General features: G+C 54.7%; 21 protein-coding genes. 1 reads left to right on the top strand and 20 read right to left on the bottom strand.

The window, feature by feature from the left end; all coding sequences use genetic code 11:
* Positions 1 to 54: 54 nt before the first annotated feature.
* The 13 genes from ALO_RS00275 to metG form a co-directional block, all read right to left on the bottom strand.
* A complete protein-coding gene (locus tag ALO_RS00275) occupies positions 55 to 1482 on the bottom strand; it encodes an NADH-quinone oxidoreductase subunit N (RefSeq protein ID WP_004091645.1) in 1428 nt (475 codons plus the stop codon).
* A gap of 3 nt (positions 1483 to 1485) precedes the next feature.
* Positions 1486 to 3021: a complex I subunit 4 family protein gene (locus ALO_RS00270; RefSeq protein WP_004091643.1), complete on the bottom strand. Its 1536-nt coding sequence runs from the start codon at positions 3019 to 3021 to the stop codon at positions 1486 to 1488.
* Positions 3022 to 4929, bottom strand: a complete 1908-nt coding sequence (gene nuoL, locus ALO_RS00265; protein WP_004091641.1) for an NADH-quinone oxidoreductase subunit L — start codon at positions 4927 to 4929, stop codon at positions 3022 to 3024.
* Between the two features lie 54 nt (positions 4930 to 4983).
* On the bottom strand, positions 4984 to 5292 hold the full coding sequence (nuoK, locus tag ALO_RS00260; RefSeq protein WP_004091639.1) for an NADH-quinone oxidoreductase subunit NuoK: 309 nt from the start codon (positions 5290 to 5292) through the stop codon (positions 4984 to 4986).
* Positions 5289 to 5798, bottom strand: coding sequence for an NADH-quinone oxidoreductase subunit J family protein (locus ALO_RS00255; protein ID WP_004091638.1), 510 nt, complete (start codon positions 5796 to 5798; stop codon positions 5289 to 5291). The genes nuoK and ALO_RS00255 overlap by 4 nt, the downstream gene beginning before the upstream one ends.
* Complete coding sequence (locus ALO_RS00250; protein ID WP_004091637.1) at positions 5783 to 6208, bottom strand: NuoI/complex I 23 kDa subunit family protein; 426 nt, start codon at positions 6206 to 6208, stop codon at positions 5783 to 5785. Before ALO_RS00250 ends, ALO_RS00255 begins: the two co-directional genes overlap by 16 nt.
* A 23-nt stretch (positions 6209 to 6231) precedes the next feature.
* Positions 6232 to 7269: an NADH-quinone oxidoreductase subunit NuoH gene (gene nuoH / locus ALO_RS00245; RefSeq protein ID WP_004091636.1), complete on the bottom strand. Its 1038-nt coding sequence runs from the start codon at positions 7267 to 7269 to the stop codon at positions 6232 to 6234.
* Between the two features lie 22 nt (positions 7270 to 7291).
* A complete protein-coding gene (locus ALO_RS00240) occupies positions 7292 to 8389 on the bottom strand; it encodes an NADH-quinone oxidoreductase subunit D (RefSeq protein ID WP_004091635.1) in 1098 nt (365 codons plus the stop codon).
* On the bottom strand, positions 8383 to 8898 hold the full coding sequence (locus tag ALO_RS00235; RefSeq protein WP_004091634.1) for an NADH-quinone oxidoreductase subunit C: 516 nt from the start codon (positions 8896 to 8898) through the stop codon (positions 8383 to 8385). Before ALO_RS00235 ends, ALO_RS00240 begins: the two co-directional genes overlap by 7 nt.
* Positions 8891 to 9412, bottom strand: a complete 522-nt coding sequence (locus tag ALO_RS00230) for a NuoB/complex I 20 kDa subunit family protein (RefSeq protein WP_193760798.1) — start codon at positions 9410 to 9412, stop codon at positions 8891 to 8893. The genes ALO_RS00235 and ALO_RS00230 overlap by 8 nt, the downstream gene beginning before the upstream one ends.
* A 26-nt stretch (positions 9413 to 9438) precedes the next feature.
* Positions 9439 to 9795 (bottom strand): NADH-quinone oxidoreductase subunit A, encoded by a 357-nt coding sequence (locus ALO_RS00225; protein ID WP_004091632.1) that lies wholly within the window; start codon positions 9793 to 9795, stop codon positions 9439 to 9441.
* A 211-nt stretch (positions 9796 to 10006) separates the two neighbouring features.
* Positions 10007 to 10771 (bottom strand): TatD family hydrolase, encoded by a 765-nt coding sequence (locus ALO_RS00220; RefSeq protein ID WP_004091630.1) that lies wholly within the window; start codon positions 10769 to 10771, stop codon positions 10007 to 10009.
* Between the two features lie 95 nt (positions 10772 to 10866).
* Positions 10867 to 12810 carry a methionine--tRNA ligase gene (gene metG / locus ALO_RS00215; protein WP_004091627.1) on the bottom strand — a complete coding sequence of 648 codons (1944 nt, stop codon included), beginning with the start codon at positions 12808 to 12810 and terminating at the stop codon, positions 10867 to 10869.
* Positions 12811 to 13054: 244 nt separating this feature from the next.
* On the opposite strand from metG, the gene ALO_RS00210 reads away from it, so the two are divergent.
* Positions 13055 to 13303, top strand: a complete 249-nt coding sequence (locus ALO_RS00210) for an AbrB/MazE/SpoVT family DNA-binding domain-containing protein (RefSeq protein ID WP_004091625.1) — start codon at positions 13055 to 13057, stop codon at positions 13301 to 13303.
* A 77-nt stretch (positions 13304 to 13380) separates the two neighbouring features.
* On the opposite strand, the gene rsmI is transcribed toward ALO_RS00210, so the two are convergent.
* From rsmI to ALO_RS00175, 7 genes are all read right to left on the bottom strand, one after another.
* Entirely contained in the window at positions 13381 to 14229 is an 849-nt protein-coding gene (gene rsmI, locus ALO_RS00205; RefSeq protein ID WP_004091623.1) for a 16S rRNA (cytidine(1402)-2'-O)-methyltransferase, read from the bottom strand.
* Positions 14222 to 14980: a tRNA1(Val) (adenine(37)-N6)-methyltransferase gene (locus tag ALO_RS00200; RefSeq protein WP_004091622.1), complete on the bottom strand. Its 759-nt coding sequence runs from the start codon at positions 14978 to 14980 to the stop codon at positions 14222 to 14224. The genes rsmI and ALO_RS00200 overlap by 8 nt, the downstream gene beginning before the upstream one ends.
* The gene (locus tag ALO_RS00195) at positions 14981 to 15787 is read right to left on the bottom strand and encodes a PSP1 domain-containing protein (RefSeq protein ID WP_004091620.1); all 807 of its coding nucleotides are present in this window, start codon (positions 15785 to 15787) and stop codon (positions 14981 to 14983) included.
* A 323-nt stretch (positions 15788 to 16110) separates the two neighbouring features.
* Positions 16111 to 17100: a DNA polymerase III subunit gene (locus ALO_RS00190; RefSeq protein WP_004091618.1), complete on the bottom strand. Its 990-nt coding sequence runs from the start codon at positions 17098 to 17100 to the stop codon at positions 16111 to 16113.
* Positions 17101 to 17120: 20 nt separating this feature from the next.
* Positions 17121 to 17567: a YaaR family protein gene (locus ALO_RS00185; protein WP_004091616.1), complete on the bottom strand. Its 447-nt coding sequence runs from the start codon at positions 17565 to 17567 to the stop codon at positions 17121 to 17123.
* Positions 17564 to 18205 carry a dTMP kinase gene (tmk, locus tag ALO_RS00180; RefSeq protein ID WP_004091614.1) on the bottom strand — a complete coding sequence of 214 codons (642 nt, stop codon included), beginning with the start codon at positions 18203 to 18205 and terminating at the stop codon, positions 17564 to 17566. The genes ALO_RS00185 and tmk overlap by 4 nt, the downstream gene beginning before the upstream one ends.
* On the bottom strand, positions 18205 to 19680 hold the full coding sequence (locus tag ALO_RS00175) for an aminotransferase class I/II-fold pyridoxal phosphate-dependent enzyme (protein WP_004091612.1): 1476 nt from the start codon (positions 19678 to 19680) through the stop codon (positions 18205 to 18207). Before ALO_RS00175 ends, tmk begins: the two co-directional genes overlap by 1 nt.
* Positions 19681 to 19841: the final 161 nt, after the last annotated feature.

Raw genomic sequence — 19841 nt, 5'->3', positions numbered from 1 at the left:
AAAGCCTGATGCTCCGTTTTTGCTTATAACACTTAATTACTCATTATGCTTGCACTAAAACAGCGACCCAGCCGCCATATTCGCCAGCTCAGCCAACGGCGCCGGATAAATGCCGCAGCCTATCGTCAGCACCATAGCCAGAAAGGCAGCCAAAGCGAGGGAGTTGCTGTAAACCAACGGCGTATTCACAGTCGGCTTTTGCAGGAACATGGTCTTGACTACCATCAGATAATAGTAAACAGAGATCATGGACATGATGAAGCCGAGGAACGCCAGCCAGATATAGCCCTGGTCCACTACTGCGGTGAACAGATAGAGCTTGCCGGTAAATCCGGCCAGAGGCGGAATGCCGGCCATGGACAGTAGGGATATGGTCATGACAGCGGTCAGCATGGGGGACCGCTGGGCCAGACCGGCGTAAGAAGCGATGTCGTCCGAGCCGGTTTCGAGATGCACAGCCGTGACCACGGCAAAGGCGCCGGCATTGGCAAACACATAGAGCATGCCATAGAACAGGATGCCTTTGACACCGGCGGCGCTGGCGGCAACTAAGCCGGTCAGCAGGTAGCCGGCCTGAGCCATGGAGGAATAAGCCAGCATCCGTTTGATATTGGTCTGAGGAATGGCGGCCAGATTGCCGGCCAGGATGCTGACTGCCGCCAGAATGGCCACCGGCAGCAGCCAGTTGACAGTCTGCAGCGGAAAGGCTTCAGTCATGACCCGGACCAGCACGGCAAAACCGGCGGCCTTGGAGCCCATAGCCAACAGAGCTGTGACCGGCACCGGCGCGCCTTCGTAAATGTCCGGCGACCACATGTGGAAAGGCACTGCCGAGATCTTAAAGGCAAAGCCCACTATGATCAGGGCCGCGCCGGCCAGAGCCGCCGGGCTGGATGTCATCTTCTGAACAATCTCGCTCAGCAGGATGGAACCGGTAGTACCGTACACCAGGCTGACGCCGTATAACAGCACCGCGCTGGAGGAAGCGGCGATGATCAAATACTTCATGCCGGCCTCACTGGATTTACCGTTGCCGATGATATAAGCCACCAGGATGAAGAAGGTTATAGTCATGAGCTCCATGGCAATGTAGAGAGTCAAAAAGTCATTCGCCGAAGCCATGAGCATCATGCCCAGAGCCACAACAACCGTCATGGCGTAAAATTCACCCCGCCCGCGGGGCAGCCTTTCCACATACTCGAAGGAAAAAAGGAGAGTCAGCACGGTGGCCGCCAAAAACAGCTGTTTAAAGAACACCGCATAGTCGTCGACCACAAACATGCCCTGGTAAAAAGTCGTTTCCAGACCGTACCGGGCAAAGCTGCAGCCGAAAACCACCAGCAGGCCGGCCACGGTCAGATAGCCCAGCCCCTTGCGGGAGGCCTTGTCCGGCAGGAACAAATCCAGCAGGATGATCAGTACAGCCAGGCAAACCATAGAGATCTCAGTTGTCAAAGCCGAAAGATTCATAGTAAAATTCATGGCTTAATTCCCTCCCAACAGCATGGTCAGCAGACCAGGCCCGGCTGAAAGCTTGGCCAGGAGCGGCAGAATCGGGTCCATGCCGCTTGCGATCATGCGCATTAACAGGTTGGGGAAGACGCCGAATACGATGAGAGCCGTTCCCAGCACTACCAGCGGCATCAGAGCCACCCCCCCGGCATCCGGGTAATGGTCAAATTCGGCCTTACGGGGGCCAAACAGTACATTGGCCAGAGCCCGCAGCACATATAGGGCGGTCAGGATGATACCGGCGATGGCCAGGAGAGCCAGGACCGGATATACGCTGAAGGAACCGAGGAAGATCGTAAACTCAGGCACGAAGCTGATCAGACCGGGCAGGCCCAGAGAGGCCATGCCGGCCAGCATAAAGCCCACAGCCACCCGGGGCATCTGGTGAGCCAGGCCGCCCAGATCGGGAATGGCCCGGATATGGGTTCTTTCATAGACATAGCCGATCATGGAGAAGAACAAAGCGGCCATGACGCCATGGGCGAACATGTTGGCGACAGCACCGCTGATGCCAATGGGATTCAGGGCGGCGAAGCCCAGCAGAACATAGCCCATGTGAGACACCGACGAGTAGCCGACCACATATTTCAGATCTTTTTGCACAATGGCGATAAAGGCGGCATAAGCCACGTTAGCCACACCCAAAAAGGCAATCAGCGGCGCCCAGAACTTGGCCCCCAGGGGCAGAACCAACAGTCCCAGCCGGATCAGGCCGTAGCCGCCGATCTTTTTCAGAACCCCGGCGTGAATCATGGACACTGCCGTAGGCGCTCCGGCGTAACCGTCCGGCGACCAGCTGTGGAGCGGCCACATGGACAGCAGGGAGCCAAAACCCAGTAACAGCAGGAAGAAGGCGAATATCTGGAAGTCCGCCGACAGTCGGCCCAGTTCGTGAGCCTTGGCCAAAAGGGCCATGTCAAAGGTCCGCTCCCCGGCAGGATACGCCATCAGATACAGAGCCACAACCCCTACCAGCATGAAAGCCGATCCCAGCAGAAGGTAAATGGTCAGCTTGATGCCGGCGTATTCCTTGGTCACCCGCTTGGAAGAACCCCAGATGATGACCATGATGTAAATCGGAATGACCACGACTTCATAGAACAACAGGAAGATAAACAGGTCACGGGTAATGAAGGTGCCCATAACTCCGGTGATCAGGAGCAGCAGCAGCAGGAAAAATTCCTTGGGCCGCTCCTGGAGCCCGTAAGAGGCAAACACCGAGGAGAACCCGATCAGAGCGGTAAGAAGCACCATGGGCAAAGAGATGCCGTCTACCCCCAGGGAGTAATTAACGCCCAGGTCCCGGATCCAGGGAATGAATTCCGTGAACTGCATGCCGCCGGCTGTAAAATCATAGGCAATAAAGGCATACAGAGCCAAGGCCAGCATCACGCCGGTAGCCAGACCGGCAACGGTCTTAATGGCTTTTTCCGCCTCTTTGGGCAGAAAGCAGATTACCAGAGCGCCCAGAACAGGCGCCAGCAAAATCGTTGATAACACAGGCATCATCTATAGTGCACCTCCCAGCCAAGCAAACGCCGTCTGGGCGGTCTGCCCGGAGAATACCATCAGCAGGACCAGGCCTACGGCTGCGGCAAAGTACACCAGAGCATAATGCTGTACCTGTCCGGTTTGGGCCCGGCGCAGGATATTCCCGGTCACGCCGGCTGCCGCCGCCAGGTTGTTGACGACGCCGTCGACGATATACAGGTCGACCCAGTACAGGATCTTGCCGATTCCGGTCACTACCGTTTGGTTAAACCATTGGTAGATCTCGTCTATATAGTATTTGTGAAAACTCAGGGTGTACAGAGGGCGAAGCTGTGAGGCCAGCTTGTCGGAAGAAATCGCGCCTGAGCCGTAAACCATCCAGGCGAAACCGATAGCCAGAACCGCCAAAACGGTGGAAACACCGGCTACCATCGGATCAATACCGGCATGATGCGCCGGACCGAACCGGACCCAGTCGCCAAAACCCCAGAGGTAAGGCACAATGCCCCCCACCACGGCCAGGAAAGCCAACACCACCAGCGGCAGCAGGATGAACCCCCCCGGTTCATGGGGATGATTCTCCGGTTTTTCCGGTCCGAAGAAAGCCGCAAAGTACAGCCGGGACATATAGAAGGCGGTCATAAAAGCCGTCAGTGAAGCGATGATGTACAGCGGCATACTCACATGGGACACTGCCAGCAGGATTTCATCCTTGGAGAAGAAGCCGGCGAAGGGCGGAATACCGGCGATGGCCAGGACGCCGATGCCCATGGTGATGCAGGTAACCGGCATCTTGTGCCGCAGGCCCCCCATTTTGAAGATATCCGCCTGGTCGTGCAAGGCGTGCATGACCGCGCCAGCCCCCAGGAACAGCAGGGCTTTAAAGAAAGCGTGAGTCATGAGATGGAACATCGAGGCAGTCAGACTGCCGACTCCCAGGGCCAGCATCATATAACCAAGCTGGCTGACAGTAGAGTAAGCCAGAATCCGTTTAATCTCTCTCTGGGTCAGGGCAATGCTGGCGGCAAACAGGGCCGTAAAGCCGCCCCCCCAGGCCACTACTGTCATAGCGCCAGGCAAGGCGCTGAACAGCATAAAGGCGCGGGCCACCAGATACACCCCGGCCACCACCATGGTAGCGGCATGAATCAGGGCCGATACCGGCGTGGGGCCTTCCATGGCGTCCGGCAGCCAGACATGCAGCGGGAACTGGCCGGATTTGCCGATGGGTCCGACAAACACCAGGACAGCAGCCAGGGTCAAAAGTCCACCCCCGTGCTGACTGATATAGGCCGGAATCTTGTCTGACAGCTGGGCAAAATCCAGCGTGCCGAAAGTGATCTGCAGCAGCAGGATGCCCAGAAGAAGCCCGAAGTCGCCGATGCGGGTGGTCATGAAGGCCTTTTTGGCCGCTTCCCGGGCCGAGACTTTATAGAAATAGAAGCCGATCAGGAGATAAGAACAAAGCCCCACCAGCTCCCAGAAGACAAACAGCTGCAGGAAATTGACCGCAATGATCATTCCCAGCATGGAAGCGGCAAACAGGGAAATGTAGGCGAAAAAGCGGGTGAAACCGGGGTCATCCCCCATGTATTCCACCGAATAAATCGCCACCAGAGTAGCCACCAGAGTCACCACGAACAACATCATGGCCGAAACCGGGTCAATCAGAACTCCCATATCGATATGCAAGCCCGGCAGGGAAAACCACTCGGCGCGGGTGATAAACGGCTGTTCCACGGTAATATTGCCGTTCACCACCGCACCGACCACTCCCAGGGCCAGCAGAAAACTGACAAACAGCAGGCTGACAGCCGTTAATGCCGCCATCCGGGGCAACCGGTAAAACAGGCTGACAATCAGCACAAAACCGATAGCCGGCAGCAAGGGAATCAGCCAGGCGTGATGAAGCGCATAATCAAGCATCGTATGCTACACCCCTTTCTCTCAAGGTACAAGGAACCGCCGGAATGATATGTATTACCATTTCATCCAGTCCAGTTCATCCACATTGGTGGTGGCCCGGTCGCGATAAATGGCGAATATCAGGGCCAGACCGACAGCGACCTCGGCTGCCGCCACCGCGATGTTGAAAATGGCGAAAATCTGGCCGGTGAAGCCGCCGGGGGTAATGAAACGGGAAAAAGCCACAAAATTCAGGTTCACCGCATTCAGCATGAGTTCGATGCACATCAGGACAGCCACCGCGTTGCGTTTGGTAAAGAGGCCATACAGCCCCAGGCTGAAGAGACATGCGCTGACCACCAGATAATGCTCCAGTCCGATCATCGTTCCACCGCTCCTTTCGCCAGAATGATAGCGCCGATCATGGCTACCAGCAGGAGAACCGCCGCCGCTTCAAATGGCACGGCGTAATCCCGGAACAAAGCCGTGGCAATGGCCGGTATGGTCTCCTCCGGTGCTGCGGCGGTTGATATTTGCCAGGGAGTGGCCAAGACCACCCAAACGATAACCGCAGTCAGCAGGCCGGTCACAACAGCGGCAATTGCCGCCAGCCGGTTATGGGGGTTAGATTGTTTCATTTCACCCCGCTGGGTCAGCATGACTCCGATAACCACAATGACCGCCACGGCGCCGCTATAAACCAGGACTTGTACTGCCGCCAGAAAATCAGCCTGGAGCAGCACATACAGCCCGGCTACGCCAATAAAGGTCAGAGCTAAGAGCAGGGCACTGTGGACCAGGTTAGGCATGAAAACCACGCCGGCCGCCGCCAGGAGCGCTATCCCGGCCAAAACATAGAAAGCTGCCGTATAGATCACTTCTCCTGGCATAGGACACCCTCCTTTGCTGCCGGGCAGTTCTGCTTCAGGCAGTCATATTCCAGATCATGGCTATGATACGAGGTTATTTCATAATCCCTGTCCCAGGCAATGGCGTGAGTGGGACAAGCTTCCATACACAGATTGCAGTATAGACAATAGCCGGACAGATAACGGTACTCTGTCAGCTGTTTCTTTTTGGTCTCCTGATTCATTTCAGCGGCCAGGACAATGGCCGCATTGGGACACGACATGGCGCACAGGCCGCAGGCAATGCATTTGCCGGTATCCAGAAGCAACTGACCGCCCCGATAGCGCGGGCTCATGGTCAGCTTCTGTTCCGGATACTGCACGGTGTCTTTTTTACTGAAAAAAACCTTCAGCGTAAGGGCCATGCCTTTAAGCAAGCCTTTTCCGTACACGTCTCCCACCTCCTATATCAAACCTATATCATTTTGAATGCGTAAATGCCGATACCGGTGATGACGATGTTGGCCAAGGCCACCGGCAGCAACAGCTTCCAGCCGAAGGACATCAGCTGATCCACCCGGATGCGCGGGAAGGTCCAGCGGAACCACATAAACAGATAAACCATCACCGTGGTTTTAATGGCGAACCAAAGCCAGCCCGGCAGCACCGGCCCATTCCAACCGCCTAAAAATAAGGTGGCGGCAATGGCCGACACGGCGAACAGGTTGGCGTATTCCGCCAGAAAGAACAAGGCCCAGCGCATGCCGCTGTATTCGGTAAAAGGCCCGGCCACGATCTCAGACTCGGCTTCCGCCAGGTCAAAGGGCGCCCGGTTGGTTTCAGCCGTAGCGGCGATCACATACACTAAAAAAGCCGCCGGCTGCAGGCAGATAAACCAAAGGCCTTTCTGGGCCGCCACAATATCGCTCATCCTGAGAGAGCCCGTCAGCATAATCACCCCTACCAACGAAAATACCAGGGGGATTTCGTAGCTGATGGTCTGAGCCACAACGCGCATACCGCCCAGCAGAGAGTATTTGTTGTTGGAACCCCAGCCGGCCATGAGAAAGGCCAGGGAAGTCTGGGCCGATATGGCCACAAAATAAAAGATGCCGATATTCAGGTCGGAATAAACCGCCTGATTATCAAAAGGAATCACGGCATAGGCCGCTATCGACGGTACCAAAAGAAGGACCGGCGCCAGCGCCCATACCCATTTATCCACCTTAGCCGGAACAATGTCTTCTTTGGCCAAAAGTTTGAGCATGTCAGCCGTCGTCTGCAGCAAACCCAGGGGACCTACCCGGTTGGGGCCGATCCGCAGCTGCATAAAGGCGCAGACCTTACGTTCCATATATACCAGGACGATCGCCAATGAACTGATCAGGCCCAAAATGGCTCCAATATTCACCAGCAGCATAACCAGGTCCACCCAGCCTGCGTCAGGCAGAAACTGTCCCAGGATGTGTCGCAGCCAGTTAGCCAGGAAATGCAATTGACTGTCTCCGCTCATGCTTACCTCTCCTTCCCTGCTGTCAGCAGTCCACTTCCCCCAAAATCGGGTCTACTGTGGCCAATACCGCTACCACATCGGACAGTTTGCCGCTCCGGCACATGTCGTCCACTCCGCTCAGATTGATAAAGGAGGGGCGGCGGACATGGATCCGGTAGGGTTTGGTACTGCCGTCACTGACGATATAGAAGCCCAGCTCGCCGCGGGGACTCTCGATGCGGTGATAAACCTCGCCGGCAGGGGGTTTGATAATTTTAGGAACTTTGGCCATAACCGGCCCCTCGGACATTTTCTCCAAAGCCTGGCGGATAATCCGGATGCTTTGGTCCATTTCGTCCAGACGCAGTATATATCGGTCCCAGTTATCTCCGTTTTGGGTCACAGGCACATCAAAGTCGAACCGGTCATAGATGCTGTAGGGATCCTCTTTGCGAAGGTCAAACCCCACACCGGAAGCCCGCAGCACCGGGCCGGAAATGCCCAGGGCCAGAGCCCGTTCGCCGGAGATGACGCCGGTGCCCATCAGGCGGTGACGAAAAATCTCGTTGTCGCTTACCAGATTCTTAAACAGGCCGATCAGCCCGGGATAATCATTCACAAACTGCCAGGCAGCCTTGATAAAATCCTCGGTTATGTCGGCCATCACGCCGCCGATCCGGATATAGTGATAGGTCATGCGGGCGCCGCAGGCCATGTTAAACAGGTCCAGGATTCTTTCCCGGATCCGGAAAGCATAGATGAAAGCAGTGATCGCCCCCAGGTCGTTGGCCACGGATCCCTGACAGATGCAGTGGCTGGCAATCCGGTTCAGTTCGGCCATGATCACCCGCAGATACTCGGCCCGCTCCGGGATTTCCACCTGGAGCAGTTTTTCCACGGCCAGACAATAGGCCAGGTTGTTGCTCATGGAGGACACATAGTCCAGCCGGTCGGTATAGGGATTCACCTGAGCATAGGTCCGGGACTCCATCAGTTTTTCGATGCCCCGGTGCAAGAAGCCGATATCCGGCCTGGCATGCTGCACGATTTCGCCGTCCAAATCCAGTACTACCCGCAGGACCCCATGGGTGCTGGGATGCTGGGGGCCCATATTCAGACTGTAAACTTCAGTCTTCAGCATACTCTCACCTTACTTCCCCGCTCTTCGCCCCGGGACACATTTTCCTGACGGGACGGCAGTTTGTAATTTTTTTGCAGAGGATGCCCCTCAAAATCTTCCGGCAGCAGGATCCGCGTCAGGTTGGGATGCCCGGTGAAAGTTACGCCCATCAGGTCGTAAACCTCCCGTTCCTGCCAATCCGCTCCCGGCCACAGGGACACAATCGAGGCCACGGACGGAAGAACCTCGCCGCTTTTCTCCAGCCTCACTTTTACGGTCAGGTTATGGTATAAAGTCCGGGAGTTCACGTGATAGACAACCTCGACGTAGGCGGGATAGTCGACGGCGGTCAGATTGCTCAGCCAGTCCATGCCGTAGGACCCGTCGGTTTTTACAAATCCCAGGAGATCCGTAAGCTTATCCGCAGCGATATATACCATAGGCTGGTTTTCCACCAGCAGGATGCTGTCGCCATATTGTTCCTTCAGTCTGGTGAGCAGACCGGCAGCAAGGCCGTTTACTTTAGCCATGGTTGGCCACCTCGCTTTCCAGAGCGACCTTGGGGTCTTTGATCTTGGCCTTGAGGTTGACCATAGCGGCGATCAAAGCCTCCGGCCGGGACGGGCAGCCGGGAATATACACATCCACCGGGAGGACTTTGTCAATACCCGGCACAACGGAGTAAGAATCTACAAATGGGCCGCCTGAGATAGCGCAGCTGCCCATGGCAATAACATATTTAGGCTCCGGCATTTGTTCGTACAACCGAACTAGCACCGGCGCCATTTTCCAGGTCAGAGTGCCGGTGCATAAGAGTAAGTCGGCCTGCCGGGGCGAGGGCCGGAATACTTCGTAACCAAACCGGGCTAAGTCAAATCGGGAGGCCGCCGCACACATCATCTCAATGGAGCAGCAGGCCAGACCCGAGGTCAGCGGCCAGAGCGAGTTGCCTCTGGCCCAGGCCAGCACCGAATCCACCGTGGTTAAAAGAATATTGTGACGCAAGGCTTCCGGCACCTGGTGAATCAGCGGCTCTTTCACAATGACTTTCTTTTCTTTGTTTTCTTCTACTACTTCCACGCCAATGCTCCTTTCTTCCAGGCATATACCAGGGCAACCAGCAAGATCCCGATAAACACGAACATCTCAACAAACGCCGCCGGGCCCAGTTGCTGGAACTTTACCGCCCAGGGGTAAATGAAAACGGTTTCTACATCAAATACCACGAATGCCAGAGCATATAAAAAATAGCTGGTTTTAAACTGGACCCAGGTCTTGCCGATGGTGTCCATGCCACATTCGTAGGGGCTTAATTTCTCGTTGGTCAGCCGTTTGGTCTGTACCAGAGAGGACGCAATCAGCGCCATAAACGGGAACAAAAAAGCCACAATCATAATTAAACCGATTCCACCAAAATCTTTTAACATGTTCTTTCCTCTCCCTCCTTTGCAATGGCTTTTGAGCAAGCATTCTGTGTCGTAAAGCATTCCCGCCGCCACAACGCACATAGGCATAATGTTCAGAAATTCGTGCGTTTGATAGCATGCGGAAAGACTTCCCCAACAATAAAAAATTCGGCACAAACTCGAAATCCCCTTCCAATTTCCAGTTTGCGCCGAAAATAATGATTTTCTGTCGCTATATAATTTTAAATAATTCTCGTGTATTGTTGGCCGTCGCCTGATACAATGCCGCCGGTTCCATTTGCCTCAGTCTGGCGACCGTATCGGCTACCAGGCGGACACGGGCTGGTTCGTTGCGCCTGCCTCGAAAAGGCTCCGGCGTCAGATACGGGGAATCGGTTTCCACCAGTATCCGGTTCAGTGGCACAGAAGCCGCCACTTCCTGCAGCTTGGCCGCATTTTTATAGGTAACCGGACCGGCGAAAGATACATAAAACCCCAATTTGATCACTTCCCGGGCCATTTCCAGACTGCCGGAAAAGCAGTGGAATACGCCGGTTACTCCCTTGGCTTCCTTTTTGATAATATCCAGAATATCCCCATGGGCGTCCCGGTCATGGATGATGATCGGTTTGCCGGTCTGACGGGCTACGTCGATCTGACGGATGCAGACCTTTTGCTGCACTTCTTTCGGGGAATGATTATAGTAATAATCCAGGCCGATTTCGCCGATGGCCACTACCTTGGGAAGACCGGCCCACTGAGCCAGCTGCTCATAATCAGTGTCCTTAGCGTCCTTGGCGTCATGGGGATGAATCCCCACCGCCGCATAGATGGACGGATAGTGTTCGGTGTACTTTATCGCCTGGGCCGAAGTAGCCATATCGGTGCCGGCGTTGAGAATGCCGGTCAGTCCTTCGCTCCAGGCCCGGGCAATGACCTCGTCCCGGTCGCTGTCGAAGCGGTTATCGTCTAAATGAGCGTGTGAGTCAAATAACATTTCTTCCCTATCCCTTTTCTATTTCTTATCTGCAGGTGTACGGGCGGGTTTGATGTGTAGGGGCGGAGGTGTACGGGCGGGTTTGAAACCCGCCCCTACCGGACCTTGCTGCCGGCCGGCATAGGGGCCTCCACCAGCGCCAGTTTATCGTCACAGGATGCGGCCAGCACCATGCCCCGGGACTCAATGCCCCGGATTTTGGCGGGTTTTAGGTTGACGATCATGACCACGTTGCGGCCCACCAGCTGCTCCGGCTCATAACGCTTGGCAATGCCGGAGACAATGATCCTCTGCTCCGTTCCCAGGTCCACGGTCAGCTGCAGCAGCTTATCCGCGCCTTTGACCTTCTCGGCGGCCAGGACTTTAGCTACCCGCAGGTCCATTTTAGCAAACTCATCGATGGTCACCTCAGACGTCGCCGGCTCCGCCGGTTTAGCCGCCGTCTCTGCTTTAGGCTGTACCGGTGCCGGAACTGCCGGCGAAGCAGCCGCTTCGCCTTCAGACTTTTCCTCAATCCGGGGGAATATGGGTTCAGGCTTAGCCACCACAGTACCGGCTTTGATCCTGCCCCAGTTTTTTGCGTCGGTCAGGCGAACAGACGCAAAATCATCCGCCAGGCCCAGCTGCCGCCAGATTTTCGGGCCGGTGGACGGCATAAACGGTGAGATCAGAATAGCCACCATCCGCAGGATCTCGGCCAAATTATACAGTACGGTATGCAGACGCTCCTTTTTGGCCGGGTCTTTGGCCAGGGCCCAGGGAGACGTTTCATCGATATATTTATTGCTGCGTCCGATCAAAGCCCAGACGACTTTTAGCGCCGTCGTAATATCGAGTTTTTCCATAGCGGTTTCATACGAAGCTACTGTATGCCGCGCCTGGGCCACCAGTTCCTCGTCAATCGGCTCAGCCGCGCCGGCGGCGGGAATGACGCCGCCGTTAAACCGGCCGATCATGTTCAGGGTGCGGTGCAGCAGGTTGCCGATATCATTAGCCAGGTCGGAATTAACGCGGTGAATGAGAGCATCACGAGAGAAATTGCCGTCTAAGCCCAGGGTAATTTCCCGCAGCAGGAAATAGCGCAGAGCATCGGCGCCGAACTCGTCAATCAAGGCGATGGGATCCACCACATTGCCTTTGGATTTGGACATCTTGTCCCCTTCCATCACCAGCCAGCCATGGCCGTATACCTGCTTCGGCAGTTCCACCCCTAGAGCCATCAGGATAATCGGCCAGATAATCGAGTGGAAGCGGACGATTTCCTTGCCCACCAAATGCACATCAGCCGGCCAGAATTTGGCAAACTTATCCCGGTCATGCAAATATCCGGCAGCGGTAATGTAATTCACCAGAGCGTCAAACCAGACATAGACCACATGCTTGGTGTCAAAGGGCACAGGAATGCCCCAGTCAAAGGTGGTGCGGGATACGCACAGGTCTTCCAGGCCGTTTTTGATGAAGTTGATCATCTCATTGCGCCGGGACACAGGCTGGATGAAGCCGGGGTTTTCTTCAATGTATTTGAGAAGGCGGTCCTGGTATTTGGACAGACGGAAGAAATAACTTTCCTCTTTCAACAGTTCCACCGGACGGCCGCAGTCGGGACATTTGCCATCGTTCAGCTGCCGTTCCAGCCAGAAGGTTTCACAGGGTGTACAGTACAAGCCTTCGTACTCGGCTTTATAGATGTCGCCCTGATCGTAGATTTTCTGGAAGATGGTCTGAACCACTTCCTTATGGCGTTGTTCGGTGGTGCGGATGAAGTCGTCATTGGAGATATTGAGTTTCTCCCACAAATTTTTGAACGACGCGACAATCTTGTCCACATAGACGATGGGCGTCACACCGGTTTCGGCTGCCTTACGCTGGATTTTCTGCCCGTGCTCGTCCGAGCCGGTGAGAAAAAACACATCATAGCCGGCCAACCGTTTATAGCGGGCGATGGAATCCGCTATGGTCGTGCAATAGGCGTGGCCGATATGCAGCCGGTCGCTGGGGTAATAAATCGGCGTGGTAATATAAAAAGTTTTCTGATCCATGACGGGACCTCCTCTAAGATAGCTCTGAACGATGAATAAAGCTTTGCTCCGATTATAATGAGTCTGGCTTAATTTGTCAAATTTTCAGCCGCTTGTTTTGGCAAATGCCTTTTAGGTAATTTCTGCTTTTTTACATATTATACCCCAAAGTGGTAAAAAATTGATTGACAACTTCTGTAATAATTGGTATCATCAAGGTAGACAAGTTTTGTCGAATAATGTAGGAGTGGGGAAAACAAAATTTATGAAATCAACTGGCATCGTCCGTAAAGTAGACGAATTGGGAAGGGTCGTAATTCCCATTGAATTGCGCCGCACACTGGACATCGAAGAAAAGGATTCCTTGGAAATTTACGTAGACAGCGATAAGATCATTCTGCGTAAATATGAGCCAGCTTGCGTATTTTGCGGTAATGCTGACGATGTTCAAAACTTTAAAGGGAAAAATGTCTGCAAGGAATGCCTGACGCATATGTCCAGCAAAGCCGTTTAATAAAGGCATTGGACTCAACATATTTGTCGCGACGAATCTTGCTCAGACAAACAAATTTTTATTACAACAAACGCATGCTAAGGATTTTGTTCTAATACTGCTTGATATACAGTACGGCGTCCTACGTTGTACTCCGATGCCACCATCCGGATGGCATCTTTTTTCTTTTGTCCCTCAGCCACCAGTTGGCCCACCGCTGCCGCCAGACCGGCAGAATCCGCTGTCTGGACTGGGGATTCTGTCGCCATCGCCCCGGCGATTACCAGCGTACATTCCCCCCGCGGCTCCCGACAATCAAAATGTTCCCGCAAAAAAGACAGTTTGCCCCGGACAAATTCCTCAAATTTTTTGGTGATTTCTCTGGCTACGGCTGCCTGTCGGTCACCAAAGGCCTTCTGTATCTCACCGAGAGTTTCCCGCAGATGATGGGGCGCCTCATAAAAAATCAGGCTGAAGGGGTGATCGGCCAACTGAAGCAATAGTTCCCGCTTTTTTTTCGCTGTTTTGGGCAGAAAGCCCACAAAAGTAAACAGCCGCGGGTCAATGCCGGAACCTACCAGGGCGCACAAGGCGGCGTTAGGGCCGGGTATAGGGGTCACGGTGATACCCTGTTCGATGGCCAGAGCCGCCAGATCGGCGCCCGGATCAGAGATGGCCGGCATGCCGGCGTCACTGATCACCGCCACCGACTCGCCGGCTAGCAGCCTGTCGATCAGAATACGGCCGGCCTGGCCCTTGTTATGCTCATGATAGCTCACCAGCGGCGTATGAATGTCAAAATGGCTGAGCAGTTTTCGGCTGTGGCGGGTGTCCTCGGCGGCAATGACTGCCACTTCCCGCAGGATGCGCACCGCCCGGTAAGTCATGTCCTCCATATTGCCAATAGGCGTAGCGCAGATATATAAAATGCCCGTTTCGTTACTCATCGGTCCCGCTGTCTCCCCCTTTCGGATAGTATGCCAGGATCTCCGAACTGTATCGCCCCTTATCGTCATAAATAAATAAGGGCGGCAAAACATCCACTCCCGGCTTGGCGCCGCGGATGCCTTCCACCAGCAAAAACTTAGGCTTGCGGCCAGAGGCTGAATAAACCCACTGCAGCCGTTTGGGCTCTAAGTCAGCCTGGTTCATGGCCATTAGTATCTCGGTCACCCGTTCCGGCAGATGCACCATGGCAAACCGTCCCCGGTACCTGACCAGGTATCGGGCCGCCGCCACCACATCATTGAGAGTGGCGGTTAATTCGTGTCTGGCCATGGCCACCCCATCCCGGGGATTGGTATAACCGCTGCCCACCGGGCGGTAAGGCGGGTTGGAGACAACCAGATCACTCTCGCCGGCCGGCAATACTCCCCTCAAATCCCGCAAATCTGCCTCCAGGATGGCCACCTTGTCTTCCAGACAGTTAAGGCGAACGCTGCGTCTGGCCATATCAACCATACGGGAATTGAATTCCAGACCGGTTACCCGGCTGGCGCCCCGGGCCGCCAGCAGCATGGAAATGACGCCGGTGCCGGCGCCTAAGTCCACGACCTGGCACTGGACCGGCGCCGCGACAAAATGAGCCAGCAAAATCGCGTCCAGAGAAAAGCAAAATTCATCCGGATGCTGGATGATCTTTAAATTATGGATCAGAAGATCATCCAGCCGTTCACCGGGATTCACCAGAGATTGCATCTATTCTTTTTCCACCACTTCTTCCCAGGGAACATCAATATTGCCGCCGCTGTTCAAGACCACCACGGCAATTTTTTTCTGGGGATTCACAGCTGCTACCTTACCTTCACCCTCCACTGTGACCACTTCAGCCCCTACCGCCGGCGCGATCACTTTCTTGCAGCAGCCGCCATAGCAGTCGCTTTCATATTTCAGGCAGCACATCAGGCGACCGCAGATACCGGAAATCTTTGTTGGATTCAGAGACAAATTTTGTTCCTTGGCCATACGGATGGACACCGGCTCGAAGTCGCCGAGAAAGGTGGCGCAGCACAATCCGCGGCCGCAGCACCCTACTCCGCCCATCATTTTGGCTTCGTCCCGAACACCGATCTGCCGCAGTTCAATGCGGGTGCGGAAAATTGCCGCCAGGTCCTTAACCAGCTCACGAAAATCGATCCGGCCTTCGGCAGTAAAATAAAAAATAATCTTGTTGACATCAAAGGTATACTCTACGTCAACCAGGTTCATGGGCAGGCCGTGGGCGGCGATTTTCTGCTCGCAAACCGTGAAAGCTTCTTTTTCCTTAGCCTCGTTGTCTTTGACTTTTTCCTGGTCCGCCAAGGTAGCCTTGCGCAGCACCGGCTTCAAAGGCGATACGATCCGCTCCTCCCCCACAGCCCTGGGCCCGATCACGACAGCACCGAATTCCAGTCCCCGGGCTGTCTCCACAATCACATTGTCTCCCGCTGCCAGTTTGATTTGTCCGGGATCAAAATAATATATTTTACCTGCTTTTTTAAATCTGACACCGACTACGGTTTGCATGAGGCTCCCCCTTCTCAGGGACCGTTGAAAAAGGCCCATCTGCGTCACTTCAGCCTCCTGCGGGCGGGCATTCGACGTACCCTGAACGTACAGTCTCACGCCCGTCCTCGTCGCGCCGTATCAGAATTTGTGACTTTTCGGGAGAATGATGGTAGCGTATGATCTCTCACATGCCGAAAAATCACCTGAATTCTTCACTACTACGGAAACGCAAGCATTTCGCTGACCTAGCATCTGAACCTTTTTGAACGGTCCCAGATTCTAGGCCGCAGATGAGTTCTACAACAGCCCTAATTTTATTAAATAAGATTTTATAACAAAAATTACGCAGAAGTCTCTCGTAAATTCTGTAGTTTCAGCAGCAGCCCTTCCATCGTGAGCCGGGCGTTGGCGTTGCCGGCCAGGGCTGTCAGGGCGGCCTGGGTTTCCCTCATGGCCTGAAGTGCTGTATGGGAAGGATACCGGCAGGCTGCCAGCTCAGGCCAGATATCCTGATTGATGACCAAGGACGGATCGGCGTCTTGTCCGCCCAGCGCCATATCCCGCAAAAGGTATAAAAGATGCCGCAGGACCTGACGCCTGTCCTCCGGCTCCAGCTTATCAAACTCCTCGGCTTTATCCCACCAGACAGCTGATCCGTGTCCGGCCAGGGCCGTCAGGATGGATAAGGCCCGGACGCGAGGTTCCAGTCCGCCCGGCTCCAGAAGCTTCAAAGCTGTCCCCAGGCAGCCGCCGCCCAGGCCGGCCGCGCTTTTGGCCAAATCGGGCATTACCCCTCTGGCCAGCAGTGCCTCGGTCAAAAGAGCCCGCGGCAGCGGCTCCAGAGCCAGGGTGAGGCAGCGGGACAGAACTGTGGGCAATAAAAGGTGGGCCGAAGGGGATGTTAAAATAAAATGCAGGCCCTCCGGCGGCTCCTCCAAGATTTTCAGGAGACTGTTGGCGGCTTCGGCTGTCATGCGCTGGGCATTTTCCAGGAGGATCACCCGTCGGGACCCGTCGGCGGGAGCCAAAGAAACCTCATGTTGTAAGGCGCGGATCTGACTGATTTTTATGCTGCTGTCGTCGTCATACAATCCGGACAAAGCCGGATTGGCATCACGGCCGATTAAGCGGCAGGAGTGACACATGCCGCAAGGCCGGTCGCCTGTTTCTTCCCGGCACAGGAGAGCAGCAGCGAAAATTCGGGCCATCATCCCTTTGCCCACTCCTGACGGGCCGGTTAACAGCAAGGCGTGGGGGATTTTGCCGCTGGCCAGCATATTCTTCAATATCCGGATGACTTCAGCATGTCCGATAATATCACGCCATAGCATTGGCGGTTCTTCCGGCGTTTTCACATGTATAAGTCGACCAGCAGGCCACGGATAGTATCCAGCTTGGCCGCAATGCCAATCTGCTTTTCCTGGCCCGCCCGGACATCCTCAGCTAGACCGGCCAGTTCCTGGTCGATCTGCTTGATGGTGGTATACATTTTCTGGCGGCCCTGACGGTCCCAGCCATTCTGTGAGTCCACCGCATACATATTGGTAACCACTTCATTCAAAAACTTGCTGACTAAACCCCGGTAAGCCTTCAGTTCAGCATAAGTGGGGATGCTGGCCAGCTTCTCTCCCTGTTCGGTAATCTCTTCCAACAACTCATTTAGTTTTTCCTTTGATAATCTTTCCTTGTTCTTCCCCAAATCAAAGGCAAATTGACTATTGGCCGGGTCTGCCTTGGCCACGGTTTCCCGGTCAGACATAGGCTGTGGGCTGGATGTGGTCAATTTATTGACTTTCATTGTTTTTCCCTCCTGTGCAAAAACTCATCAATATAGCAAACAATCTGGCTGTTTATCGTTTCAACTGAATCTAAGGCATTGATGATCCGAAACCGATCCGGTTCTTTACCGGCCAACTGCAGGAATCCTGTCCTTACCCGCCGGTGAAAGGCAATGGCCTCGGCTTCGATCCGGTCGCCAGCCCCGCGCCTTTGGCGGCGGGTCTGCAGTTCAGCCGGATCACCGTCCAGCAGGATGGTCAGGTCCGGTATCAGACCGGCTGTGGCAAACTCGTTGGCTGCGGCCACTTCGGCAGCTGCCAGGGCGCGGGCCGCGCCCTGATAGGCCAAAGTGGAATCGGCAAACCGGTCGGAAAGAATGATCCGTCCCTCTGCCAATGCCGGCCGGATGACCGTGGCGGCATGCTGTGCCCTGGCTGCCAGATATAAAAGAGTCTCGGCCCGGGGGTCCATACCTTTATATTTTACATCTAAGAGGATCCTGCGGATATCATCCCCCAAAGGTGTGCCACCCGGTTCCCGGGTTGTAACTACGGCCATTCCCCGGCGGGAAAGATATTGGGACAGCAAACCGATCTGAGTGGTCTTGCCCGCTCCGTCAGGTCCCTCAAAGGTTATAAACATACCCCGTATCTGCATTATTCCACCACTTTTATCGTTTGTAAAGTATAATCCTCCGGGCCGGAAATATGCAACCCGGTCTCCTGCAGCCTCAGACAGTAATCCACCACATCCTGGGAAATTTTTTCCCCCGGACAGAGCAGGGGAATACCGGGCGGATAAAAGGTCACAATCTCGGCGCACACCTTTCCTACCGAGTCTATGAAACGCACCGGACGGGAGTTGCTGAACAGAGCCTGCCGGGGCGACATCACCTGCTCCGGCGCCATGGGATAATGGGCGGTGGAGTATACGTCGTAGATCGGGGAAAAGTCCCTGTCGCCCAAATGGTTTGTGGCCATATCCCTGAGAGCGTCCACTAAAACCTGCGCCTCCTGTTTCTGATCCCCCAAGGTGATCAAAAACAGCAGATTGTACATATCCGACAATTCGGCCTGGATTCGGTATTTATCCCGCAAAATTCTCTCGGCTTCGGTTCCTGTCAGACCCAGCCCCTTGACAGTTACGGTCAGCTTGGTGGGGTCCAGACCATACACCCCCGGTCCGGATAATTTTTCCTCGCCAAAGCAGTATAAGCCCGGAATGCCGTTGATCTGACGGCGGATCCCGTCGGACAGTTCAATTGCCCGATCAATCAGTTCGGAGCCTTGGGTGGCCATCTGCATCCGGGCTACATCCAGGGACGCCAGCAATACGTAATTGGGGCTGGTGGACTGAACCAGCTGCAGCATGGCCTTGAGACGGGGAATATTGATCCGTCCCTGGCGGCAGTGAACCATGGAACATTGGGTCATAGCGCCGATAATCTTATGAGTACTCTGAGCGCAAATATCCGCGCCGGCATCCAGTGCCTGCAGCGGCAGTTGAGGGCTGAATTTCAAATGAGGCCCGTGGGCTTCGTCCACCACCACCGGCATACCGTAGGAATGGACCAGGTCCACAATGCGTTTTAAATCTGTAGCCACGCCGTAATAAGTAGGATTGATAATCAGGACGCCTTTGGCATCCGGGTGGCTTTTCAGAGCGCCTTCCACTGTTTGGGGGGTTACGCCCATGGCAATGCCCAGTTCGTGGTCTACTTCCGGTTGCATAAAGACCGGAATGGCGCCGCTTAAAATAATTCCGCCGATAATCGAACGGTGGGCATTCCGCGGTATGATAATCTTATCGCCAGGTCCGGCAATGGTCAGGATCATGGCATAAATACCGCCGGTTGTCCCATTGACTACAAAAAAACTGCGATCAGCGCCGTACAACTCGGCCGCCAGATCCTGAGCCGCCTTAATGCAACTGTGAGGCTCGTGGAGATCGTCCAGCTCATACATCAGAGCCAAATCCAAAGCCAAAGTGCCCTGCCCCAGGATATTGCCCAGAGCCGGATGCATCCCCTTGCCCTGTTTATGTCCCGGCGTATGGTAGGGTGTAACCTGGTCCCGGACATAGTGGGTCATGGCCTGTAATAATGGTATATCTTTTTGATTAAGCAATGTCAATGCTGATCCCTCTTTTCCGCGGCAACCGGCACCGGCATGTCCCGGGCAATAAGGTTGCCTGTCTGGCTGCCATCCTGGCAGCCTGTATCTAAATATTACCTTATATTTTAATAGTATACCCGTAAATATGCGCCACACAGGCCTTTTTCCCCGGTTTCCCG

The sequence above is a fragment of the Acetonema longum DSM 6540 genome, assembly GCF_000219125.1.
GTDB classification, from domain to species: domain Bacteria; phylum Bacillota; class Negativicutes; order Sporomusales; family Acetonemataceae; genus Acetonema; species Acetonema longum.
This window is presented reverse-complemented; position numbering and strand designations above follow the sequence as displayed.

What these genes read in the sequence shown, in the direction of transcription:
- ALO_RS00275 (WP_004091645.1), bottom strand. Translation starts at nt 1,482, where the DNA reads ATGAATTTTACTATGAATCTTTCGGCTTTGACAACTGAGATCTCTATG.
- ALO_RS00270 (WP_004091643.1), bottom strand. Translation starts at nt 3,021, where the DNA reads ATGATGCCTGTGTTATCAACGATTTTGCTGGCGCCTGTTCTGGGCGCT.
- nuoL (WP_004091641.1), bottom strand. Translation starts at nt 4,929, where the DNA reads ATGCTTGATTATGCGCTTCATCACGCCTGGCTGATTCCCTTGCTGCCG.
- nuoK (WP_004091639.1), bottom strand. Translation starts at nt 5,292, where the DNA reads ATGATCGGACTGGAGCATTATCTGGTGGTCAGCGCATGTCTCTTCAGC.
- ALO_RS00255 (WP_004091638.1), bottom strand. Translation starts at nt 5,798, where the DNA reads ATGCCAGGAGAAGTGATCTATACGGCAGCTTTCTATGTTTTGGCCGGG.
- nuoH (WP_004091636.1), bottom strand. Translation starts at nt 7,269, where the DNA reads ATGAGCGGAGACAGTCAATTGCATTTCCTGGCTAACTGGCTGCGACAC.
- ALO_RS00240 (WP_004091635.1), bottom strand. Translation starts at nt 8,389, where the DNA reads ATGCTGAAGACTGAAGTTTACAGTCTGAATATGGGCCCCCAGCATCCC.
- ALO_RS00235 (WP_004091634.1), bottom strand. Translation starts at nt 8,898, where the DNA reads ATGGCTAAAGTAAACGGCCTTGCTGCCGGTCTGCTCACCAGACTGAAG.
- ALO_RS00225 (WP_004091632.1), bottom strand. Translation starts at nt 9,795, where the DNA reads ATGTTAAAAGATTTTGGTGGAATCGGTTTAATTATGATTGTGGCTTTT.
- ALO_RS00220 (WP_004091630.1), bottom strand. Translation starts at nt 10,771, where the DNA reads ATGTTATTTGACTCACACGCTCATTTAGACGATAACCGCTTCGACAGC.
- metG (WP_004091627.1), bottom strand. Translation starts at nt 12,810, where the DNA reads ATGGATCAGAAAACTTTTTATATTACCACGCCGATTTATTACCCCAGC.
- ALO_RS00210 (WP_004091625.1), top strand. Translation starts at nt 13,055, where the DNA reads ATGAAATCAACTGGCATCGTCCGTAAAGTAGACGAATTGGGAAGGGTC.
- rsmI (WP_004091623.1), bottom strand. Translation starts at nt 14,229, where the DNA reads ATGAGTAACGAAACGGGCATTTTATATATCTGCGCTACGCCTATTGGC.
- ALO_RS00200 (WP_004091622.1), bottom strand. Translation starts at nt 14,980, where the DNA reads ATGCAATCTCTGGTGAATCCCGGTGAACGGCTGGATGATCTTCTGATC.
- ALO_RS00195 (WP_004091620.1), bottom strand. Translation starts at nt 15,787, where the DNA reads ATGCAAACCGTAGTCGGTGTCAGATTTAAAAAAGCAGGTAAAATATAT.
- ALO_RS00190 (WP_004091618.1), bottom strand. Translation starts at nt 17,100, where the DNA reads ATGCTATGGCGTGATATTATCGGACATGCTGAAGTCATCCGGATATTG.
- ALO_RS00185 (WP_004091616.1), bottom strand. Translation starts at nt 17,567, where the DNA reads ATGAAAGTCAATAAATTGACCACATCCAGCCCACAGCCTATGTCTGAC.
- tmk (WP_004091614.1), bottom strand. Translation starts at nt 18,205, where the DNA reads ATGCAGATACGGGGTATGTTTATAACCTTTGAGGGACCTGACGGAGCG.